Source organism: Streptococcus anginosus (assembly GCF_900636475.1).
GTDB classification, from domain to species: domain Bacteria; phylum Bacillota; class Bacilli; order Lactobacillales; family Streptococcaceae; genus Streptococcus; species Streptococcus anginosus.
Genome location: NZ_LR134283.1, coordinates 487873 through 506940 on the forward strand (window position 1 = coordinate 487873; position 19068 = coordinate 506940).

The following is a 19068-nucleotide window of genomic DNA, read 5'->3' on the forward strand; positions in this document are numbered from 1 at the left end:
AAAGCGACAGGAGAAAATATAGCATAAAAATTTCATTGTTTATCACATATAAGAGTGGAACAGATGATTATGATTTACTTATCAAATTGAACTTCTTCTAACAGGTACTCAATGAATTTATCCCCCATTTTAGACAAGCTAGCTTTTTCGTGTTTGATATAAACTAGCTCAATAGGGTCATCAATATCTAGCGGAATGGAAACAATATTGTCACCGTTGAGATTGCTGTTGAGAATACCAGTTGCGATAGTGTAACCGTCAAGACCGATTAAAAGATTGAAAAGGGTTGCTCGGTCACTGACAACGATGGATTTTTTATGGTGTTCTTGGGATAGGATTTCTTCTGAAAAGTAAAAGGAATTGTGGGTGCCTTGGTCATAGCTCAGATAAGGAAAATCTTCTAGATCAGCTAATTGCACCAGTTTTTTCTTTGCTAGAGGATTGCTCTTGCTGACAAAGATATGGGGCTGTGCGGTAAAGAGATGAGTGGCAATCAAGTGATTGTCATCTAGCATTTTGGAGAGGACATCGCGGTTGTAGCTGTTGAGAAATAGAACACCAATTTCACTACGGAAATTTTTGACGTCATCAATGATTTCCCAAGTTCGGGTTTCCCGCAGGAAGAGCTCGTACTTTTCCATGTCACTCTTTTTGAGCAGAGATACGAAAGCATTGACCACAAAGGCGTAGTGTTGTGAGGAAACGCTGAAAAGTTCTCGGTTAGCAACGGGATTTTTATAACGTTCTTCCAGCAGCTGGGTTTGCTCTACTACCTGACGAGCATAGGAAAGAAATTCCATGCCGTCCTTAGTCAAGGTAATGCCCTTGGGATTGCGGATGAAAATCTCAATACCCATTTCATTTTCCAAATCACGCACAGCATTAGACAGACTTGGCTGGGTGATGAATAATTGTTTGGCAGCTTCGTTCATACTGCCCGTTTCGACGATTTTGATAATATAATGTAATTGCTGAATTCTCATAAGCCTATTTTATCACATTAGCATTGACAAAACACTTGTTAAGTTGTAAAATATGTTAAATTTAACCTTTAAGAAAGTCCAGCGAGGCTTCCAAGGTTTCAGGTGAAGGAAGAGTGGGAACAAGTCTGCTCTCTATTTTCGTGAGACCTTGCGTGTGTATGCGAGGTCTTTTTTGGTAAAGAAATGAGGTAGAAATGGTAAGTAGTTCGTGTAAGAAAAGATTTGGAAAAATCATGTTGGAGAAGATGAACATTGTGCATCAAGAGGAAATTGCTCCGCGAATTTTTGCTATGGATTTACAAGGGGAAATGGTTAGCCAGATGAAGGCTGGGCAGTTTCTACATATTCGAGTCCCAGATGATACAAAGCTTCTACGGCGACCTATTTCAATTTCAGAGATTGATAAAGAGAGAAAAATTTGTCGGATTATTTACAGGATAGAAGGGGCAGGCACAGAAATTTTTTCTAAATTGCAGAAGGGTTTTCAGTTGGATGTCATGGGTCCTCAAGGAAATGGGTTTGATTTATCTGGTTTGGACATTGAAGATACAGCCTTAATCATAGGAGGCGGTATTGGTGTTCCGCCCTTGCTGCAGGTAGCAAAAGAATTACATAGCAAAGGGGTCAAGATCACTTCAGTTCTTGGATTTGCAACAAAAGCCGCCGTTATTTTGGAAGAAGAGATGAAAAAATACGGTCGTGTCATCGTAACAACAGATGACGGCTCTTATGGTCGCAAAGGCTATGTTTCCTCTGTTGTGAATGAGTTGCCAGAAAGTTTTACTGCGGTTTATGCTTGCGGTGCCCCTGGTATGCTCAAATATGTTGATGAAACATTTCGTAGTCATCCACGAGCTTACATTTCTATGGAGTCACGAATGGCTTGTGGAATGGGGGCTTGCTATGCTTGCGTACTTCATGTGGCTGGTGAGGATCAATCAGTCAATAAGCGTGTCTGTGAAGACGGTCCAGTTTTTGAGACTGGTACAATCGTGATGTAGGAGGTTGATATGTCTAACAGTCGTTTAGCAATTTCTCTTCCTGGTTTGGAACTGAAAAATCCAATTATTCCAGCTTCGGGGTGTTTTGGTTTTGGTCAGGAATATGCCAAATATTATGATCTCAATGTACTTGGCTCCATAATGATTAAGGCGACCACGCAGTACCCTCGTTTTGGCAATCCGACGCCACGAGTGGCAGAAACACCAGCTGGTATGCTCAATGCTATTGGACTACAAAACCCTGGGGTAGATGTGGTGTTGACAGAAAAACTTCCTTGGCTGGCTCACCATTATCCTAATCTTCCGATTATTGCTAATGTTGCGGGATTTTCTAACGAAGAATATGCTTTTGTTGCAGAAAAAATATCTAAAGCTCCAAACGTCAAGGCTATTGAACTTAATATTTCCTGCCCCAATGTTGATCATGGTAATGGGGGCTTGCTAATTGGTCAGGTGCCAGATTTAGCATATCAGGCTGCTAAGGCAGCGGTAGACGTGTCGGAAGTGCCAGTCTATGTAAAATTGACACCTAGTGTAGCAGATATTACACAAATAGCGAAAGCAGTTGAAGATGCAGGAGTTTCTGGTTTAACCATGATTAACACTTTAGTTGGAATGCGATTTGATTCAAAGAGCAGAAAGCCGATTATTGCAAACGGAACAGGTGGCATGTCGGGGCCGGCAATTTTTCCAGTTGCCTTGAAGTTGATTCGTCAGGTAGCACAATCTAGTAGTTTACCAATCATTGGTATGGGTGGAGTAAACTCAGCAGAAGCAGCCATTGAAATGTTTATTGCGGGAGCATCAGCGATTGGTGTTGGGACAGCAAATTTTACAAACCCTTATGCGTGTCCTAATATCATTGAGAACCTACCTAAAGTTATGGATAAGTATGGCATTGAAAGTTTGGAAAGTCTGCGAGCAGAAGTTAGAGAAAATTTTCTTGCTTAATTGATGTTTTACTTGACAAGAGATAAAGTAAATTATAAAATAATTGAAATAAAACCTTTAAAGAAGTCCAGAGAGGCTACTAAGGAAGATACGGTTAAAATGGCAGTTGCTGCCAATTTTCGTGTAACCTTGCCTCGGGCAAGGTTTTTCTATAGCTCGTAATAAGGCAAATTTAGAGCTATTGATGATTAGCTAGTGCTACTAAGCAACTTCACCGTTTGATGTAGTATAGTCAGTATTGAAAGGTGGCAGAGCTATAGATTCTGTCAAAAGGTTAAAAATGGCGAAAAGCCTATAAAAAAGGAGAAGAATCCATGCGTGAAGAACGTCCTATTATTGCCCTTGATTTTCCGTCATTTGATGATGTCAAGGAGTTTTTAGAGCATTTTCCAGAAGACGAAAAGTTATATGTCAAAATCGGTATGGAATTTTTCTATGCCATTGGGCCGGAAATTGTGCATTATCTGAAAGGTTTGGGACATAGCATTTTCCTAGATTTGAAATTGCACGACATCCCAAATACAGTGCGCTCTGCCATGTCAGTTTTGAGAACCTTTGGGATTGATATGGTGACGGTTCATGCGGCAGGTGGCGTGGAAATGATGCGAGAAGCCAAGAAGGTTTTAGGTAATCAGGCAAAGCTAGTAGCAGTGACTCAGCTGACTTCTACCAGTGAGGAAGATATGCGGGATTGCCAAAATATCCAAACAACTGTTTCAGAATCTGTTGTCAACTATGCCTGCAAAGCTAAGGAAGCTGGACTGGACGGAGTTGTTTGTTCGGCTCAGGAGGTTAAGCTGATTAAAGCCGCAACATCAGAAGATTTTCTGTGCGTCACTCCAGGTATTCGACCAGCTGGTTCTGAAATCGGGGATCAAAAACGGGTTATGACGCCACAAGAAGCTCATCAAATTGGTAGTGACTACATTGTGGTTGGACGTCCAATCACACGAGCAACTGATCCAGTAGCTGCTTACCGAGCTATAAAGGCGGAATGGGTGAATGGTTAGAAAAATGTATCGAGCAATCATTGACAGACCAATAGGTTACAAAGACAACTTTGGCAATTGTTATCCTATCAACTATGGTTATATTCCGGATTTATTTGTTGGAGACGGCGAAGAACAAGATGTTTATATCATTTCGGAAAAAATACGAGAACCTTTGGAATCTTTTGAAGGAGAATTGATTACTGTTATTCACCGACAAAATGATGTGGAGGATAAGTGGGTACTGACCTCTACAAATGAGAATATTACCATAGAAGATATTAAAGAAAAGACATATTTTTTGGAACAATATTTTGCTTCCACTATTGAATTATTGTAAAGGAGAAATCATGACTTTAGCAAAAGATATTGCCCGTGACTTACTGAAAATTGAGGCTGTTTACTTGAAACCGGAAGAGCCTTTCACTTGGGCGAGCGGTATCAAGTCTCCAATTTATACAGACAATCGTGTGACCTTAGCCTATCCAGAAACGCGGACGTTGATTGAAAATGGCTTTGTAGAGAAAATCAAGGCTGAATTTCCAGAAGTAGAAGTGATTGCTGGAACAGCGACAGCGGGTATTCCTCATGGTGCTATTATTGCAGACAAGATGAATCTGCCCTTTGCCTATATTCGTAGCAAACCAAAAGATCATGGGGCTGGAAATCAGATTGAAGGTCGGGTAAAATCAGGTCAAAAAATGGTCGTGGTTGAGGATTTGATTTCAACTGGTGGTTCTGTTTTGGATGCTGTTGTAGCAGCGAAGCGGGAAGGTGCAGATGTCATTGGAGTAGTGGCTATTTTCACTTATGAATTACCTAGAGCAGAAAAGAATTTTTCAGATGCAGGTGTGAAATTAGTAACCTTATCTAACTACACTGAATTGATCAATCTGGCAGAACAAGAAGGCTATGTTTCAGCAGAAGGTTTGGCTCTACTTGAGAAATTTAAGCATGATCAAGAAAATTGGCAGGGATAAGAAAGATGAATCTAATAGAACTAAGTAGGAAGTATCCTCAGGCAGAAGTTTGGGCACATCCAGATGAATTTCCAGACTTATATGATTTGACATTGAGAGGAATTAAGCAAGCGACAAGTTCTTGGTTTGAAGAGTATGAAAAAGACAAGGTATCGTTACCTAAAGTTGGAGAAGTCTCCATCATGCTAGATAGAATGGAGAATCCTAGTCGAGCCTTGGTTATGGTGACAAAAAAAGTTCTTGTTCGTCCCTTTCATCAAGTGACAGCAGAAGAAGCTTTTTTAGAAGGGGAAGGCAATCGTAGTTTAAGAGATTGGCAGACTATTTTTGGTGATTATTGGCGTAAAACCTTGCCAGAAGAAGGATTAGAATTTTCAGAGTCTGGTTTGGTTGTTACAGAAATTTTTACTGTTTTAGAAGATTATCTTTTAGACAATGAAGAAAACGGACGTAGCAAGTAATTAGACGTTAAGCAGCAATCTGACGATTGTTGTTTTTTAAAATAGCGAAACACTGTAGATTTTGTTATAATATCCCTATGTTAAAAATGTATTCTTTTTTCTTTTCGGCTTTGCAAAAAATTATGTTACTGATTGGCTTGCATTGGTTTTTTACTGCGATTATTCATCTAGGGACAATTTCAAGTCTTGCTTTGATTGGAACAGTCATACTAGTATTTCTAGCTTATCGTTATCTAGAAAATTTAAAAAAATGCTACCACTACCTGATGAAGCACAAAGTTGCTATTATGATAGCGGTAATTATATTTCAGTTAGCAATGCTTTTGTCTGCTCAGTTGCTGATTCGGCGAGATGCAGCAGTTGTTTTCAACGGTGCTTTCAAATATTTAAAAGAATCTTCTATTTCCAGCTATTTGACACGCAATCCGAATAATCTGTTTCTCTTTTTGTATGAGCGCTTTTTTTATAATATCTTTGGAAGTTCAGCTTTATGGATTTTGCAAGGGTTAAATATATTTTATGCCGATATAACGGCTCTCATTTTGTACAAGGGAATGAAAAAACATGTGAGCAAGTCTGCTGCTGATATGACATTTAGTTTGTATGTCTTGCTAGTTGGCTTTTCACCTTATTTTTATTCGATGTACACGGATATATGCCTTCTTCCGCTCATTGCTTTACAAATATTCTTACTTTTTGATTTATTTGAACTTCAATGGCAGGATAAGAGAGGACTCTTCATAAAGACAATCGGATTGGGCTTGATAAGTGGTCTTGCAGTTTTGATTCGACCAACTGTGTTGATTGTCATTATGGCAGGTTTTATGTTGCTATTTTTCAAAAAGGAATGGAAGAAATTTATCCTAATCTTTTTCACCTTTCTCTTATCATTTGGCGTAGCTTCTATCAGCGGAAACTATCTGAAAGCGACGCAAAGAGAAGTGACATTGATACAAGAGAAAGGATTGTCTAAAAGTCCTCTGCTCTTTATTGACTTAGGGTTGACTTTTATTGGACACGATCAAGAAGACATGAAAGAGGGTTTGCTTCAATACATTGATGTGGATCAGAGAGAACAGTATAATAATGGAATGTTTAAGCAAGAAAATGTAAAAAAAGAAATCAAACGACGTTTAAAAGAGTATTCGTTTTTTGGATTTCTCAATCATCTTTACTATAAGCATTCATTAACTGTTTCAGAAGGAACTCTAGGCTGGTTGTATCGAGATGTGGAATATGAAAAAACGCCCTATATTTCTCCTCTTTATCCTTATACAAAAAAGAATCCTGTGGCGCAGTTTATCAGAACTTATTTTCTGAGTGTCGATAAGAATGAGTATCGGTATTATGAGATTGTGAAGCAGGTTATTTGGATTGTGATGAGTCTGGGTCTTGTTTTTGCCTTGTGGAAATATCGTGCAGATGATAAACTCAATATGCTCAGTCTTGCAGTCTTTGGTGGTTTGTTGTTTTTGCTCATTTTTGAAGGTGGAAAGACGCGGTATTTAATACAATTTTTACCGCAAATTATCATATTGTCTGCATTAGGGTTGACTAAATATTTACCGGATTGGTTAAAAAGCGAGAAAGGAGAAAAGATAAAATGAGAAAATCGTTTTACACTTGGTTGATGACGGAGCGCAATCCCAAAAGCAAAGCACCGAAGGCGATTTTAGCAGACTTGGTGTTTCATGAAACAAATTTCCCTAAGCACACGGATGATTTTGATGAAGTTAGCCGTTATTTGGAAGAACATGCTGACTTTTCCTTTAATCTTAGCGATTTTGATGCGATTTGGGAAGAATATCAGGCTCATTAGTTCGGAGAAATGATAGAATTTTCCGAGTTACTTTGCTATAATAATAGTAAATAATGTGAAGAAAGAGGTTCTTTATTTGCAAGAACATTCAGTAGAAATTACCTTACAGCATCCGGATGATGCTTTTCATCTTTTTGGTTCCAATGAACGTCACTTGCGTTTAATGGAACAGGAGTTACAGGTAACCATTCATGCAAGGACGGAGGTTGTCCAGATTATCGGTAGCGAAGCAGCTTGTGAGGAGACTCGCCAGGTGCTTCAAGCTCTGCTAGTTTTGGTGAATCGCGGGATGACGATTGGGACGCCAGATGTAGTGACAGCTATTACAATGGTCAAAAATGGTGAAATTGATAAGTTTGTGGCTCTGTATGAGGAAGAAATTATCAAAGATTCTTATGGCAAGCCTATTCGTGTCAAGACCCTAGGGCAGAAAGTGTATGTCGATAGCATTAAGAACCATGATGTTGTCTTTGGGATTGGACCAGCAGGAACAGGTAAGACTTTTCTTGCCGTAACTTTGGCTGTGACAGCGCTGAAGCGAGGGCAGGTCAAACGGATTATATTGACTCGTCCGGCGGTTGAAGCTGGTGAGAGTCTAGGATTTTTACCAGGGGATCTAAAAGAAAAAGTAGACCCTTATCTACGACCAGTTTACGATGCATTGTATCAGATTTTAGGCAAGGATCAAACAACGCGCCTTATGGAGCGAGAAATCATAGAGATAGCCCCCTTGGCTTACATGCGTGGACGAACATTAGATGACGCTTTTGTCATCTTAGATGAAGCGCAAAATACGACTATTATGCAGATGAAGATGTTTTTGACACGACTTGGTTTTAATTCAAAGATGATTGTCAATGGGGATATTAGCCAGATTGATTTGCCGAAGAATAGTAAATCAGGTCTCATTGATGCGACAGAGAAATTGAAAAATATTAAGCAAATTGATTTTGTTTACTTATCAGCCAAGGACGTTGTTCGTCATCCTGTGGTTGCAGAGATTATCCAAGCCTATGAACATTCTACTGAAGTGGTGCATCATCATTTTTCTAAAGAAGAAAATTCTACTTTAGTTAGTCACGAAATCGTCAGCGAGCCAGTCAAGGAGTTGGAAGATGATGAAGGAATATCTCTTGACTAATCTGGACAAGTTGCACACGACTGATTTTGAGGAAGTACGCTTGCAAAAGAATCTGCTACGTGACTGATGACTATCAATGCATCTTCCTATGTCATGATCACAGGACACAGAAAGTAAGAATTAAAAAATGATTGACCAACTATCTAAGTATTACAGTTGTAGAATACTAACTGAAAAGGATATTCCAAGTATTTTATCTTTATATGAAAGCAATCCTCTATATTTTCAGTATTGTCCACCAAAGCCAAATTTGGCAAGTGTAAAAGAGGACATGCTTCGTCTACCTGAAGGTAAAGCTAAGGCTGATAAGTTTTATGTTGGATTTTGGAATGGCTCTGACCTTGTGGCTGTTATGGATTTTGTCTATGCATATCCTGATGAGGAGACTGTTTTTATTGGTTTGTTTATGGTTGATCAAGCCTATCAGAGGAAAGGGATTGGCAGTCAGATTGTGACAGAAGCACTAGCTTATTTTACTAAGAACTTTCGAAAAGCACGTTTGGCTTATGTTAAGGGAAATCCTCAATCTCGGCATTTTTGGGAAAAGCAGGGCTTTAAACCAATTGGATGCAAGGTTAAGCAAGAACTCTATACGGTTGTTATCGTTGAACAGAGCTTAGGAGATTAGAAATGGCATCAAGTAAGAACTATTTGGAATTTGTTTTGGAGCAATTATCAGAATTAGATGATGTGACTTACCGTTCCATGATGGGAGAGTATATTCTTTACTTCCGTGGCAAGATTATTGGCGGCATTTATGATAATCGCTTTTTAGTTAAACCCGTGCAAGCAGTCTTAGATAAGATTGACCAACCTTCTTTTGAGTTTCCATACGAAGGTTCCAAAGAAATGATTTTAGTGGAAGACCTTGATAATAAGATGTTTCTAGATGACCTGATTTTAGCTATGTATGATCAACTGCCAACACCCAAACCTAAAAAGAAAAAGCAAAGGTGAACGAAGCAAAAAAGAAGCCTGCTAAGGCCCTGTCTTTGCACGGGCAAAACTTTATATATAAAAAGAAGCTGAGACGAAAGAGCTCAGCTTCCTTTGGTTTATATAGTTGTCATTACAAGACGCAGTGGTTGGGCGAAACTCTGTTGACTTTATTCAATTTAGAGTTTCTTATGCACAATTGAGTCTGGAACGAAAGTCTCCAGTTGCAAAGTATACAGTACAATAAACCAACGATGCAGTAGCTGATGACACAAAGCACAGTGGGTAGGACTTGCGAAGTCACCCTTTTCTTTTCAAAATTTATACTAAATCATTGATATCGGTGTAGTCACGATTAAGCCCTTCTGCGACGGGTCGGCTAGTGAGATAACCTTTATAAGTAGTCATTCCTTGTTGTAGCCCCAAATCATCTGCTATAGCTTGTTCAAAACCTTTGTCAGCCAAAGCTTCAATGTAAGGAAGTGTTACATTTGTCAGGGCAAGAGTTGATGTGCGAGCAACAGCGCCAGGTATGTTGGCAACGGCATAGTGAAGTACACCATGTTTTTCATAGACAGGTTCATCGTGAGTGGTTACACGATCAGCAGTTGCAACAACTCCACCTTGGTCAACGGCTACGTCAACGATGACAGAACCTGGACGCATTTGGCTGACCATATCATCCGTAACGAGTTTAGGTGCTTTGGCACCAGGGATTAGCACGGCTCCAATCACTACATCAGCATCTTTGACGCTTTCAGCAATATTGAAAGAATTAGACATAAGGGTCTGGATTTGATGACCAAAAAGGTCTTCTAGTTCTGACAGTCGTTTAGCGCTGATATCAAGAATAGTGACATGTGCTCCCAGTCCTAAAGCGATGCGAGCTGCGTGTGTCCCAACAACTCCACCTCCGATGATAGTGACTTTTCCTTTAGGAACACCAGGAACCCCGCCTAGTAGCACGCCAGAACCGCCTTCTTGTTTGGTTAAAAAGTGAGCTCCAATCTGCACAGCCATTCTCCCTGCGACCTCACTCATAGGAACGAGCAGAGGGAGTTTTCCTTCTTGGTCACGAACAGTTTCGTAAGCAATCCCTGTTGTCTTACCCACAATCATCGCATCGGCCAATTCAGGCGCAGCAGCCATGTGCAGATAAGTGAAAAGCGAGAGGTCATCACGTAAGAAGCTGTATTCAGCAGCTAAGGGCTCTTTGACTTTGACAACTAGATTAGCCGCCCAAGCTTCGGCTGCAGTTGCAACAACTGTCGCTCCCTGTGCTTTATAGTCAGCATCTGTAAATCCAGAACCAAGGCCGGCTTTGGTTTCAACTAAAACCTGATGACCTTTTTGGACAAGACTATGAACGCCAGCTGGTGTTAAAGCAACACGATTCTCATTGTTTTTAATTTCTTTTGGAATACCGATTAACATAGATTTACTCCTTTTTTTGAGATGTTTTTATTGTATATGAAAACGCTTTAAAAATCAAGGCGAAATCAAAAAACATTGATTTCGGTGAGTATTTGTGTTATGCTATGAGGCAAAATAGGAGGTTCGTGCAAAATGGAAAGTATTTATCTAAAGCTAGCTGAAAACCGAACTTTGGAAACAGAGCGCCTGCTCTTGCGGCCTGTGACCTTAGATGACGCTGAGGATATGTTTGAATATTCCTCTGATGAAGAAAATACTCGCTACACTTTTTTACCTAATAAAGATTTGGAAGAAACTAAAAATATTATTGCTCGTTTATTTATGGGGAGACCACTTGGGAATTGGGGAATTGAGTTAAAAGAAAATGGAAAACTGATTGGCAGCATTGACCTACACAAGCTAGATCCGGTCCTCAAAAAGGCGGCTATCGGCTATGTGATTCATAAGAATTACTGGAATCAGGGCTTGGCAACGGAAGCTTTGAAAGAAATAATCCAGCTGGCTTTTGAAAGTTTGAATATGAATATGTTGGTGGCTCTCCATGATGTGGAAAATCCAGCTTCAGGACGGGTTATGGAAAAAGCTGGTATGAACTTTTCTCACATAGATCCGTATGCTGCCTTGGATTTACATAAAGAAGGTCGAATTTTTCAGAGAGCTTATTATCGTTTGACAAAGGAAGATTATTTTAAAAAATATTGATGTGAATGTGAGATTTATAGGAAATTTCAATGGTGACTAGGTTCTTTTTGGAACGTTCTAGCAAAATTTTTTTCTTTTAATGAAAACATTTTTCAAATCTATTGACAAGAATCTGTCTGCATGATATAGTAGATAGGTACTGCTGATTTAGCTCAGTTGGCAGAGCGCATCCATGGTAAGGATGAGGTCGCCGGTTCGATCCCGGCAATTAGCATGAAAAACAGGAAAAAGCCCAATTTTAATGGGCTTTTTTGCATTATAAAAACAGAAATCAATATTGTTATTGTTTTCACATTCTAATAGAATAATTAAGAAACATCAATGATTTCTTTGTTGAAAGAGTATTTTAAAGCTAATCATATCAACGCTTTTAATTTGTATCTTAATCCTATGATGTTGCAGCAATACAATCAATACTGGACGCACATTGATGACGATATTAAGACATCCAATTCACCAGCTATTACAGGCGACGGTATTCTCCTAGGTCAAAGTGTCGGTGCAGACTTAGTCGGTATGGGCTTCTCTCAAATGATGCCGGTTTCTGACCCAATTACGGGCGCTTTGTTCTCCGGTTTACAGGTACCTCCAGCTAACTTTATCATGGTCAATACTCAAGGAAAACGTTTTGTAGATGAGTATGGTAGTCGGGATAAATTGGCTCAGGCAGCGATTGACAACGGTGGTCTTTTCTATCTGATTGCAGATGAAAATATCAAAGAAACAGCTTATAATACCAGTCAAGAAAAAATTGATGCGCAGGTAGCGAACGGAACACTCTACCGAGCAGATAGTTTGGAAGAATTGGCTCAACAGCTACAAATGGATCCGCAAGTCTTTGTCAAGACGATCACAGATTATAATGCTTATGTTGATGCGGGCTATGATCCTGAATTTGAAAAGGGAGCTTTCGACCTCAAGGTTGAAAAGGCGCCGTTTTATGCCACTCCTCGAAAACCAGCCGTTCACCACACTATGGGCGGTCTTAAGATTGATACGGAAACGCATGTTATCAATAAACAAGGACAAGCTATCCAAGGTCTCTATGCAGCTGGAGAAGTAGCTGGTGGACTGCATACCGGAAACCGTTTAGGTGGCAATTCCCTTACTGATATTTTCACTTTTGGACGTATCGCAGCCGAAACCGCTATTGCAGAGAAATGTTAATCTTGATTTTTAGGTAGAAATCCTCTCAGTTTTGGGAGGATTTTTTGTAAATATTCTTGACAAGCATTTCTTTTAATGTTAAAGTATTAACTAATTAAAAGTAGAAAGGAGAATGTATCATGAATGATGTAAAACAAAACAGTACTCAGGTATATCATACGACAGAACTCCTTTCTAGCACAGCACTGTAATTTATTTTTGATGAAAAAATAAATAAAACAAGTAAGCTCAGGACAGGTTTATTCTGTCTTGGGCTTTTTTGTGCGTTTCGGGAAGGATTAGGATGATTAAAAGTTTGTTTGGATATATAAAAGAGCATAAATGGTTATATTTATCCATTGCTCTGGTTTTACTATTGTATGATTTTACCATGTTGATTCCAACACAGGTGATTCAGCGTTTGGTAGATCATCTGTCGCATCATAGTTTGACACAGCAGAATTTAATTAGAGACGTTGGTTTGTTAGCTTTGGTGACAATTTGCAACTATCTGTCGGCTTACTATTGGCATTTAAAGATATATCAGTCGTCCATTGACTATAAGTTTCTCATGCAAAGAAGGGCTTTTGAGAAATTGGTAGCTATGAGAACGCCTTTCTACGAAAAATTTCGTTCTGGCGATATTCTAACGCGTTTTTCAACGGATGTTGAGGGAATGATGGAGATGGCTGGCTATGGGATTGTCATTCTCTTATACGCAGGAGGCATGATTGCCTTTGTCGTTCCGACCATGTTTTTTATCTCATGGGAAATTAGCTTACTGGCTATGCTTCCGCTTATGATATTGATGATATGGATTTATGTTCTTGGTAAAAAACAAGATAAATTAGTTGAAAATAATCGTGAAGCAGTGGCATCTTTGAATGATGAGGTATTGGAAACGATAGAGGGAGTCCGAGTTGCGCGTGCTTATAGCAAGAAAACAACTCAGAAAGAACAGTTCCAATTGCGCACGAAAGCTTTATCTAAGGTTGGCGATCAAATTGCCGGCATTCAGTATTTTTACGCACCGCTCTCCTCGGTCTTTATTGCTTTATCAACGATTATTGTGCTTCTTATTGGTGTTGCTTTTATAAAAACGGGACAGTTGACAATTGGGCAAGTGATCGCTCTTCAATTGTATATGATTAGCCTGATTGAACCTTTTTGGATGTTGTCGGACTTTATTTTGGTCTATCAAACAGGGAAAACATCTTTTAAAAAGGTCACAGAATTGATTGAAACGACAGATGATATGGAAATGAGTGGAAAAGAGGAGTTGCAACATCTTATCTCTATTCGTTTTCAGGATTATTATTTTACTTACCCACAAGCAGAAAACCCCAGTTTGCGTAACATAGCTTGGCAAATCGAAGCAGGAAAAACGTATGGTATTGTTGGAAAAACTGGCTCTGGTAAAACAACCTTAGTTCGTCAGCTTCTTCAGCAATATCCCATTGGACAAGGTGAATTTCAGATAAATGGAAAATTTGTTGGTCACTATTCACGTCAGTCGATTGAAGCGATGATTGGCTATGTCCCACAAGAACATATTTTATTTTCAAAATCCGTCAAAGACAATATTGTCTTTGGCAAGAGGAATGCGACATTAAGTGATATTGAGCGGGCTATTGAAACAGCGGCATTTTCAGAAGATTTAAAACGAATGCCAGACGGACTGGAAACTCTTATTGGTGAGAGGGGAGTGTCAATATCTGGCGGTCAAAAACAAAGAATTTCTTTGGCACGTGCTTTTATTAGACAACCAGAAGTCCTCATTTTGGATGATTCTTTGTCAGCAGTTGACGCTCAAACAGAGCGTCGAATTATCAAAAATCTTCAGGATATGCGAGCTAATCAAACAACGATCATTGTGACACACCGTTTGTCAGCTATCCAGCAGGCAGACTGGGTTCTTGTCTTAGAAGATGGACAAATTGTTGAAGAAGGGACTCCGAACCAGTTGCTTAATAAAGGAGGTTGGTACGCCGAACAATATCAGCGGCAGCAACATCAGAAAGGAGGGAGCGAATGAGTATCATTAGTCGTTTATTAAAAGAACTAAAAGTTGTTCGAATTGCATTTTTTCTTGCGGTTGGAATTGCTGTCTTAGCAACGGTGACTAGTCAACTGTCCCCTCTCTTTTTGAGAAATATGATAGACGGACCGCTTACACAGATTGGAAACGGAAAAGATTGTCAGGTTCAGCTTTTGCAATTAGCTGGATTATACCTAATTGCTGTAGTTTTTGGGAGTGCCTTGACTTACTTAGGCGATCGACTTTTAGCGCATTGTGGCAACAAAGTAGCCGAACATCTGAGAAATGAAGCTTATCAAGTCATGCAAAATTTGCCGATTTCTTACTTTGATGATAAGCCGGCAGGGAAGATTGCGACCAGAATTGTAAATGATACGGAAACCTTACGAAGACAATTTTATGCTAGTTTGGTTAGTGTTTTGATTCAAGTTCTTCGGATTGTTTTTACCTACGCTCTATTGTTTTACCTTAGTCCGCTTGCTGCCTCAGTGCTGTTGCTATTACTTCCTGCTTTTTATGGAATTCAGGTATTTTATAAAAAACTAACGGACAAGCCGATGAAAGACTTTTATGATTCACGGAGTGACATCAATAATCAAGTGAATGAATTGATGCATGGAGCTAGTCTGATACAGCTATATCATCAGGAAAAAATAGTTCTTTCAGAATTTGATGCAACTGCCCGAAAAATGAGCCAAGCTGATAAACAAATTGTATGGGTAAGCGCTCTTTCGTCTTGGCCGTTAACGGAATTTTTGAAAAATGCAGTGCTTGCTGTTATTTTGACAATAGTTGGTCAGCAATTTTTAGGCGGTCATAGCGTTATTACCGCAGGTGTACTGTTTGTCTATCTCAATTATATTATTGATTTATTTGATATGATGGGTTTTCTGGTTCGACTTTTCCCGAATGTACAACGATCGTTGGAAACAGGAAAACGAGTTTTAGAATTGCTAGATCAACCTCAGGAAGCGGATGAGAAAACGCAGTTAATAGTCAATAAAGGTGAGGTTGTGTTTGAACATGTGAGCTTTGCATATGAGAAAGAAAAGACTATTCTGTATGATATTAGCTTTAAGGCAAATCAAGGAGAGACAATTGCTTTGGTGGGACATACCGGCTCTGGAAAATCTTCTATCATGAACCTACTTTATCGTTTCTATGATCCCCAAAAAGGGAAAATATATATTGATCAACAAGACATCCAACAATATTCTCGGGAAAGTCTTCGTAGTCACATGGGGATTGTTTTGCAAGATCCTTATCTATTCACAGGAACACTAGCAACTAATGTAGCGATGACTCATTCAGGCATCAATCGTGAAAAAGTTTTGGAATCTTTAGAAAAAGTCGGTGCAGGGGACTTGCTGGCTCGTTGTAAAGAAGGAATTGATGAGCCTGTAAGGGATAAAGGGGCAGCATTTTCAAGCGGTGAACGTCAACTGATTTCATTTGCTCGAGCTCTCTATGCTAATCCTCAAATTTTAATATTGGATGAGGCAACTTCTCATATTGATACAGAAACCGAAGAAATGATTCAAAAAGCAATGGCTGTGGTCAAGGAGGGGAGAACGACTTTTATCATTGCTCACCGTTTATCCACCATTCAAGAGGCAGACCAAATTTTGGTTATTTCTGAAGGAAAGATTGTGGAGCGAGGGCAACATGATACATTGGTAAAACAAAATGGCATCTATGCGCAAATGAGCCGCCTCCAGCAACAAGTATAAGTTTTGAAAGAAAAAATATGAAATAAAGAGCAGAACGAAATAGTAAATGATTTATAAATCAGGCATCCCTATCTGAAATATGGTATAATGAAGTGATACTAATAAAGTGGGTGTAATATGTATATAGAAATGGTCGACGAGACAGGGCAAGTTTCAGAAGAAATCATCAAGCAAACACATGATATACTGGAATTTGCTGCTAAAAAGATTGGCAAAGAAGAAAAAGAAATGGCAGTGACATTTGTTACCAACGAGCGCAGCCATGAGCTGAATTTGGAATATCGAAATACAGATCGTCCGACAGATGTTATCAGCTTGGAGTACAAGCCTGAGCTGGACATTGCCATTGACGAGGAGGATTTACTAGAAAATCCTGAGTTGGCGGAAATGTTAGAGGATTTTAATGCCTATATCGGAGAACTCTTTATTTCCATAGATAAGGCGCGTGAACAAGCAGAAGAATATGGTCACAGCTTTGAGCGGGAAATGGGTTTTCTTGCAGTACATGGTTTTCTGCATATCAATGGATACGATCACTATACGCCGGAAGAAGAGGCGGAAATGTTTGGTTTACAGGAAGAAATTTTGACTGCTTATGGACTTACAAGACAATAATACAAATAAACGCAAATGGAAAAATCGAGATGTGATTTCGAGTTTAGAATTTGCTCTGACAGGGATTTTTACAGCAATCAAAGAAGAGCGCAATATGCGCAATCATGCTGTTTCAGCAGTTGCGGTCGTGCTTGCAGGATTGCTTTTTCGGGTATCTGCGATAGAGTGGCTCTTTCTCTTTTTGAGTATTTTTCTAGTCATTTCTTTTGAGATTATGAACTCTGCTATTGAAAATGTGGTAGACTTAGCTAGTGATTATCACTTCTCCATGCGAGCTAAAAATGCCAAGGATATGGCAGCAGGAGCTGTTTTGGTTGTTTCCGGTTTTGCGGTTATAACAGGAGTGATTATTTTCGTTCCGAAAATTTGGAATTTACTTTTTTAACATGAAAATCGGAGAATCCTTTCCGATTTTCTTATATTAGACTAATAAGGAATAAACGAGGTGAAAAATGACCTTTAAATCAGGATTTGTTGCTATTTTAGGACGTCCAAATGTTGGAAAGTCTACTTTCTTAAATCACGTTATGGGGCAAAAGATTGCTATTATGAGTGATAAGGCTCAGACGACTCGTAACAAGATTATGGGGATTTACACGACAGATCAGGAGCAGATTGTCTTTATTGATACGCCAGGGATTCATAAGTCAAAGACTGCCTTGGGCGACTTTATGGTAGAATCCGCTTACAGTACCTTGCGTGAAGTGGATACAGTTCTTTTTATGGTTTCTGCCGATGAAAAACGCGGTAAGGGTGATGATATGATCATGGAGCGTTTAAAAGTGGCTAAAGTTCCTGTTATTCTGGTCATCAATAAAATTGATAAAGTACACCCGAATCAGCTGCTGAGTCAGATTGATGATTACCGCAAGCAGATGGACTTTAAGGAAGTTGTGCCAATTTCTGCTCTTCAAGGCAATAATGTTTCGCATCTGGTTGATATTTTAAGTGAAAACTTAGAGGAAGGTTTCCAATATTTCCCAGCTGAACAGATTACCGACCACCCTGAGCGCTTTTTGGTTTCTGAGATGATTCGGGAAAAGGTTTTATTGCTGACACGTGAAGAAATTCCGCATTCGGTGGCGGTAGTCATTGACAGTATGAAGCGGGATGAGGAGACTGATAAAGTGCATATCCGTGCTACCATTATGGTGGAAAGAGACAGTCAAAAGGGCATTATCATCGGCAAAGGCGGCTCTATGCTTAAGAAAATCGGCTCTTTGGCACGCCGCGACATTGAACTCATGCTAGGTGATAAAGTCTTTCTTGAAACTTGGGTTAAGGTCAAGAAAAACTGGCGGGACAAAAAGCTAGACTTGGCAGATTTTGGATATAACAAAAAGGAGTATTAGAGGCTGAGGAAGATGAGGTCGTTATTTGTCGCAGAAAAAGGACAGCAAAATGATAAGAGTATTGTCTTTTTGCATGCTTCTGGTTCTAGCAGTCAGATGTGGGCATATCATATCGCTGAGTTAAAAAATGATTTTCACTGTATAGCTGTTGATTTGCCTGGACATGCTTCTAGCCGCGACATTGGGTGGACAAATTTTAATGATGTTACAGAATGATTGCTGATATTATCAAAAACAGGGCTCACGGCAAGCCGCACCTTGTTGGACTATCGTTGGGAGGCGGTCTCGTTCTTAAATTGTTGGAAAAACATGCTGATTTATTTGATAGAGCGATTGTTGACGTTGCTAATCATGAACCGATTAATGGGCATGGTAAAGTCATTGCCGTTGTTTACATCATGTCGCTATTAAAAAACACTAAGCTAATTGGTCAACTTTATGACAAAAATAATGCAGGATGATGGGGTCGCTGAAGAGGATTGCCGAGGCTTTATTGATGATTTGCAAAGAGCATCCAGAAAATCATTTCGCCGAGCAATGTTACAGGCAAATCTGCTGAGGATTACTGCAAATTTTGACAATCCTGTTTTCTTTGTTTCGGGCGGTAAAGAATCGAAGTCAATTCATGAATCTCATAAAGAATAGGTAAGAAAAAACAGACTGAGTGATAGTGCCTATTATCCAAATAAAGGGCATGCGTGGCTGTTTAGTGATATTGTCACGCATATACAATTACTCCGCTACTTTTTTCAAGACGGAGCATTTCCAGATAAATTAAAAGGTTTCTAAA

At 39.4% G+C, this 19068-nt stretch carries 19 protein-coding genes, 1 tRNA gene and 2 pseudogenes; 20 read left to right on the forward strand and 2 right to left on the reverse strand.

The genetic code is table 11. The annotated features are described in order from the left end of the window. Positions 1-74: 74 nt before the first annotated feature. On the reverse strand, positions 75-983 hold the full coding sequence (locus EL079_RS02415; RefSeq protein ID WP_004224921.1) for a LysR family transcriptional regulator: 909 nt from the start codon (positions 981-983) through the stop codon (positions 75-77). Positions 984-1177: 194 nt separating this feature from the next. Between EL079_RS02415 and EL079_RS02420 the strand changes: the two genes are divergently transcribed. The 11 genes from EL079_RS02420 (at position 1178) to EL079_RS02470 (ending at position 9282) form a co-directional block, all read left to right on the forward strand. Next, entirely contained in the window at positions 1178-1984 is an 807-nt protein-coding gene (locus tag EL079_RS02420) for a dihydroorotate dehydrogenase electron transfer subunit (protein ID WP_022524367.1), read from the forward strand. Between the two features lie 9 nt (positions 1985-1993). Further along, positions 1994-2935 carry a dihydroorotate dehydrogenase gene (locus EL079_RS02425; protein ID WP_003033065.1) on the forward strand — a complete coding sequence of 314 codons (942 nt, stop codon included), beginning with the start codon at positions 1994-1996 and terminating at the stop codon, positions 2933-2935. Between the two features lie 314 nt (positions 2936-3249). Next, positions 3250-3945, forward strand: a complete 696-nt coding sequence (gene pyrF / locus EL079_RS02430; protein WP_004224883.1) for an orotidine-5'-phosphate decarboxylase — start codon at positions 3250-3252, stop codon at positions 3943-3945. Then, a complete protein-coding gene (locus tag EL079_RS02435) occupies positions 3938-4264 on the forward strand; it encodes an inorganic pyrophosphatase (protein WP_018543510.1) in 327 nt (108 codons plus the stop codon). Before pyrF ends, EL079_RS02435 begins: the two co-directional genes overlap by 8 nt. 10 nt (positions 4265-4274) lie before the next feature. Further along, positions 4275-4904, forward strand: coding sequence for an orotate phosphoribosyltransferase (pyrE, locus tag EL079_RS02440; RefSeq protein ID WP_003024810.1), 630 nt, complete (start codon positions 4275-4277; stop codon positions 4902-4904). 5 nt (positions 4905-4909) lie between these two features. Next, positions 4910-5365: an ASCH domain-containing protein gene (locus tag EL079_RS02445; RefSeq protein WP_003024806.1), complete on the forward strand. Its 456-nt coding sequence runs from the start codon at positions 4910-4912 to the stop codon at positions 5363-5365. A 77-nt stretch (positions 5366-5442) separates the two neighbouring features. Further along, positions 5443-6972 carry a glycosyltransferase family protein gene (locus tag EL079_RS02450; RefSeq protein ID WP_018543509.1) on the forward strand — a complete coding sequence of 510 codons (1530 nt, stop codon included), beginning with the start codon at positions 5443-5445 and terminating at the stop codon, positions 6970-6972. Next, the gene (locus EL079_RS02455) at positions 6969-7184 is read left to right on the forward strand and encodes a YozE family protein (protein ID WP_003032832.1); all 216 of its coding nucleotides are present in this window, start codon (positions 6969-6971) and stop codon (positions 7182-7184) included. Before EL079_RS02450 ends, EL079_RS02455 begins: the two co-directional genes overlap by 4 nt. Before the next feature lie 76 nt (positions 7185-7260). Next, entirely contained in the window at positions 7261-8325 is a 1065-nt protein-coding gene (locus EL079_RS02460; protein WP_003032826.1) for a PhoH family protein, read from the forward strand. A gap of 127 nt (positions 8326-8452) precedes the next feature. Then, positions 8453-8953: a GNAT family N-acetyltransferase gene (locus tag EL079_RS02465; protein ID WP_003032822.1), complete on the forward strand. Its 501-nt coding sequence runs from the start codon at positions 8453-8455 to the stop codon at positions 8951-8953. A 2-nt stretch (positions 8954-8955) separates the two neighbouring features. Continuing rightward, positions 8956-9282: a TfoX/Sxy family protein gene (locus tag EL079_RS02470; RefSeq protein WP_003032802.1), complete on the forward strand. Its 327-nt coding sequence runs from the start codon at positions 8956-8958 to the stop codon at positions 9280-9282. A 300-nt stretch (positions 9283-9582) separates the two neighbouring features. On the opposite strand, the gene ald is transcribed toward EL079_RS02470, so the two are convergent. Then, positions 9583-10695 (reverse strand): alanine dehydrogenase, encoded by a 1113-nt coding sequence (ald, locus tag EL079_RS02475; RefSeq protein ID WP_003032812.1) that lies wholly within the window; start codon positions 10693-10695, stop codon positions 9583-9585. A 132-nt stretch (positions 10696-10827) separates the two neighbouring features. On the opposite strand from ald, the gene EL079_RS02480 reads away from it, so the two are divergent. From EL079_RS02480 to EL079_RS02520, 9 genes and pseudogenes are all read left to right on the forward strand, one after another. Next, complete coding sequence (locus EL079_RS02480) at positions 10828-11397, forward strand: GNAT family N-acetyltransferase (RefSeq protein WP_003032814.1); 570 nt, start codon at positions 10828-10830, stop codon at positions 11395-11397. A 141-nt stretch (positions 11398-11538) separates the two neighbouring features. Then, positions 11539-11611, forward strand: a tRNA-Thr gene (locus EL079_RS02485). Positions 11612-11781: 170 nt separating this feature from the next. Then, positions 11782-12564: pseudogene (locus EL079_RS02490) on the forward strand (FAD-dependent oxidoreductase); the annotation flags it as partial. 283 nt (positions 12565-12847) lie between these two features. Then, the gene (locus tag EL079_RS02495) at positions 12848-14578 is read left to right on the forward strand and encodes an ABC transporter ATP-binding protein (protein WP_003032830.1); all 1731 of its coding nucleotides are present in this window, start codon (positions 12848-12850) and stop codon (positions 14576-14578) included. Continuing rightward, positions 14575-16311 carry an ABC transporter ATP-binding protein gene (locus EL079_RS02500; RefSeq protein ID WP_003032828.1) on the forward strand — a complete coding sequence of 579 codons (1737 nt, stop codon included), beginning with the start codon at positions 14575-14577 and terminating at the stop codon, positions 16309-16311. The genes EL079_RS02495 and EL079_RS02500 overlap by 4 nt, the downstream gene beginning before the upstream one ends. 117 nt (positions 16312-16428) lie before the next feature. Next, positions 16429-16926 (forward strand): rRNA maturation RNase YbeY, encoded by a 498-nt coding sequence (gene ybeY, locus EL079_RS02505; RefSeq protein WP_003032841.1) that lies wholly within the window; start codon positions 16429-16431, stop codon positions 16924-16926. Next, positions 16907-17311: a diacylglycerol kinase family protein gene (locus EL079_RS02510; RefSeq protein ID WP_003032808.1), complete on the forward strand. Its 405-nt coding sequence runs from the start codon at positions 16907-16909 to the stop codon at positions 17309-17311. The genes ybeY and EL079_RS02510 overlap by 20 nt, the downstream gene beginning before the upstream one ends. 67 nt (positions 17312-17378) lie before the next feature. After that, positions 17379-18278, forward strand: a complete 900-nt coding sequence (era, locus tag EL079_RS02515; protein ID WP_003032801.1) for a GTPase Era — start codon at positions 17379-17381, stop codon at positions 18276-18278. Positions 18279-18290: 12 nt separating this feature from the next. Beyond that, a pseudogene (locus EL079_RS02520) lies at positions 18291-19067 on the forward strand (alpha/beta fold hydrolase). The last annotated feature ends 1 nt before the right edge of the window (position 19068 follow it).

Bases quoted from the DNA above. Each gene is read 5' to 3' on its own strand.
- EL079_RS02415 (WP_004224921.1), bottom strand. From the start codon at position 983: ATGAGAATTCAGCAATTACATTATATTATCAAAATCGTCGAAACGGGC.
- EL079_RS02420 (WP_022524367.1), top strand. From the start codon at position 1,178: ATGGTAAGTAGTTCGTGTAAGAAAAGATTTGGAAAAATCATGTTGGAG.
- EL079_RS02425 (WP_003033065.1), top strand. From the start codon at position 1,994: ATGTCTAACAGTCGTTTAGCAATTTCTCTTCCTGGTTTGGAACTGAAA.
- pyrF (WP_004224883.1), top strand. From the start codon at position 3,250: ATGCGTGAAGAACGTCCTATTATTGCCCTTGATTTTCCGTCATTTGAT.
- EL079_RS02435 (WP_018543510.1), top strand. From the start codon at position 3,938: ATGGTTAGAAAAATGTATCGAGCAATCATTGACAGACCAATAGGTTAC.
- pyrE (WP_003024810.1), top strand. From the start codon at position 4,275: ATGACTTTAGCAAAAGATATTGCCCGTGACTTACTGAAAATTGAGGCT.
- EL079_RS02445 (WP_003024806.1), top strand. From the start codon at position 4,910: ATGAATCTAATAGAACTAAGTAGGAAGTATCCTCAGGCAGAAGTTTGG.
- EL079_RS02450 (WP_018543509.1), top strand. From the start codon at position 5,443: ATGTTAAAAATGTATTCTTTTTTCTTTTCGGCTTTGCAAAAAATTATG.
- EL079_RS02455 (WP_003032832.1), top strand. From the start codon at position 6,969: ATGAGAAAATCGTTTTACACTTGGTTGATGACGGAGCGCAATCCCAAA.
- EL079_RS02465 (WP_003032822.1), top strand. From the start codon at position 8,453: ATGATTGACCAACTATCTAAGTATTACAGTTGTAGAATACTAACTGAA.
- EL079_RS02470 (WP_003032802.1), top strand. From the start codon at position 8,956: ATGGCATCAAGTAAGAACTATTTGGAATTTGTTTTGGAGCAATTATCA.
- ald (WP_003032812.1), bottom strand. From the start codon at position 10,695: ATGTTAATCGGTATTCCAAAAGAAATTAAAAACAATGAGAATCGTGTT.
- EL079_RS02480 (WP_003032814.1), top strand. From the start codon at position 10,828: ATGGAAAGTATTTATCTAAAGCTAGCTGAAAACCGAACTTTGGAAACA.
- EL079_RS02495 (WP_003032830.1), top strand. From the start codon at position 12,848: ATGATTAAAAGTTTGTTTGGATATATAAAAGAGCATAAATGGTTATAT.
- EL079_RS02500 (WP_003032828.1), top strand. From the start codon at position 14,575: ATGAGTATCATTAGTCGTTTATTAAAAGAACTAAAAGTTGTTCGAATT.
- ybeY (WP_003032841.1), top strand. From the start codon at position 16,429: ATGTATATAGAAATGGTCGACGAGACAGGGCAAGTTTCAGAAGAAATC.
- EL079_RS02510 (WP_003032808.1), top strand. From the start codon at position 16,907: ATGGACTTACAAGACAATAATACAAATAAACGCAAATGGAAAAATCGA.
- era (WP_003032801.1), top strand. From the start codon at position 17,379: ATGACCTTTAAATCAGGATTTGTTGCTATTTTAGGACGTCCAAATGTT.